Here is a 1,049-nt window from a genome sequence, read left to right on the forward strand (position 1 = left end):
GTCATGTAGGCCAGCACGTCGTGCTCGGCATCGTCCATGCAGGCGCCGAGCTTTGGCCAGCGGGTACGCAACTGGTCGGCGACCTGGCGCCAGACCTGTGTCGCGGCGGCATGGTCGGGCTGGAGGAAGACCTGGCGGATGGCAGCGGCGACGACGGTGTTCTGGCCCTTGGGCACGTAGGCCAGGGCATTGCGCATGAAGTGGACGCGGCACCGCTGCCAGGTGGCGCTGAGCACGCGAGTGATCGCTGCCTTGAGGCCCTCGTGGGCATCGGAGATGACCAGCTTCACGCCGGTCAGTCCGCGGCGTGCGAGGTCCTTGAGGAAGCTCGACCAGAATGGCTCGGCTTCGGAGGGTCCAATGTGAAGGCCAACGATTTCGCGCTTGCCCTCGGTGTTGACGGCAACGGCTATTATCGCGGCGACACTGACGATCCGCCCGCCCTCGCGCACCTTGAGGTAGGTAGCATCGAGCCAGAGGTAGGGCCAGTCGCCGGTGAGCGGCCGCTTAAGGAAGGCATGGACACGTTCGTCGATATCCTTGCACAGCTTGGACACCGAGGATTTGGAGATGCCGGTCATGCCCATGGCCTGCACCAGCTCGTCGACACGCCGGGTGCTGACGCCGGCGATCCACGCCTCCTGGATCACCGCGACCAGCGCCTTCTCGACGGTCTTCCTGGGTTCCAGGAAGCCAGGGAAGTAGGCGCCGGTCCGTAGCTTGGGAATCCTCAGGTTGAGCGTGCCGAGCCGGGTATCGAGGCTGCGGTCGCGGTAGCCGTTCCGCCAGGTCGTCCGGTCGCCGGAGCGCTCGTGTCGGCTAGCGCCGACCAGGCCATCGACGTCGGCCTCCATGATGATCTGTAATACGCTCTCGGCGATCGTGCGCAGGAAATCTCCATCTCCAGTCTTCGCCATCAGCTCGGCAAGCGGTAGTCTGTCGTCGGTCATCGGGATCAACTCCTCGGTGGGCGTGTGAAGTGTGGTAACTCCACCTTACCGATGAGCCCGGTGGCCACCGAGATCGAAATCGCATGGGGTGGGGCATGC

General features: G+C 64.7%; 1 protein-coding gene. It reads right to left on the bottom strand.

Translation table 11 applies throughout. The features are described from left to right. A partial coding sequence (locus tag H926_RS0107285) for an IS256 family transposase (RefSeq protein WP_022675714.1) occupies positions 1 to 950 on the bottom strand: 950 nt, incomplete at its 3' end. Positions 951 to 1,049: the final 99 nt, after the last annotated feature.

The sequence above is a fragment of the Novosphingobium sp. B-7 genome, assembly GCF_000410615.1.
GTDB classification, from domain to species: Bacteria; Pseudomonadota; Alphaproteobacteria; order Sphingomonadales; family Sphingomonadaceae; genus Novosphingobium; species Novosphingobium capsulatum.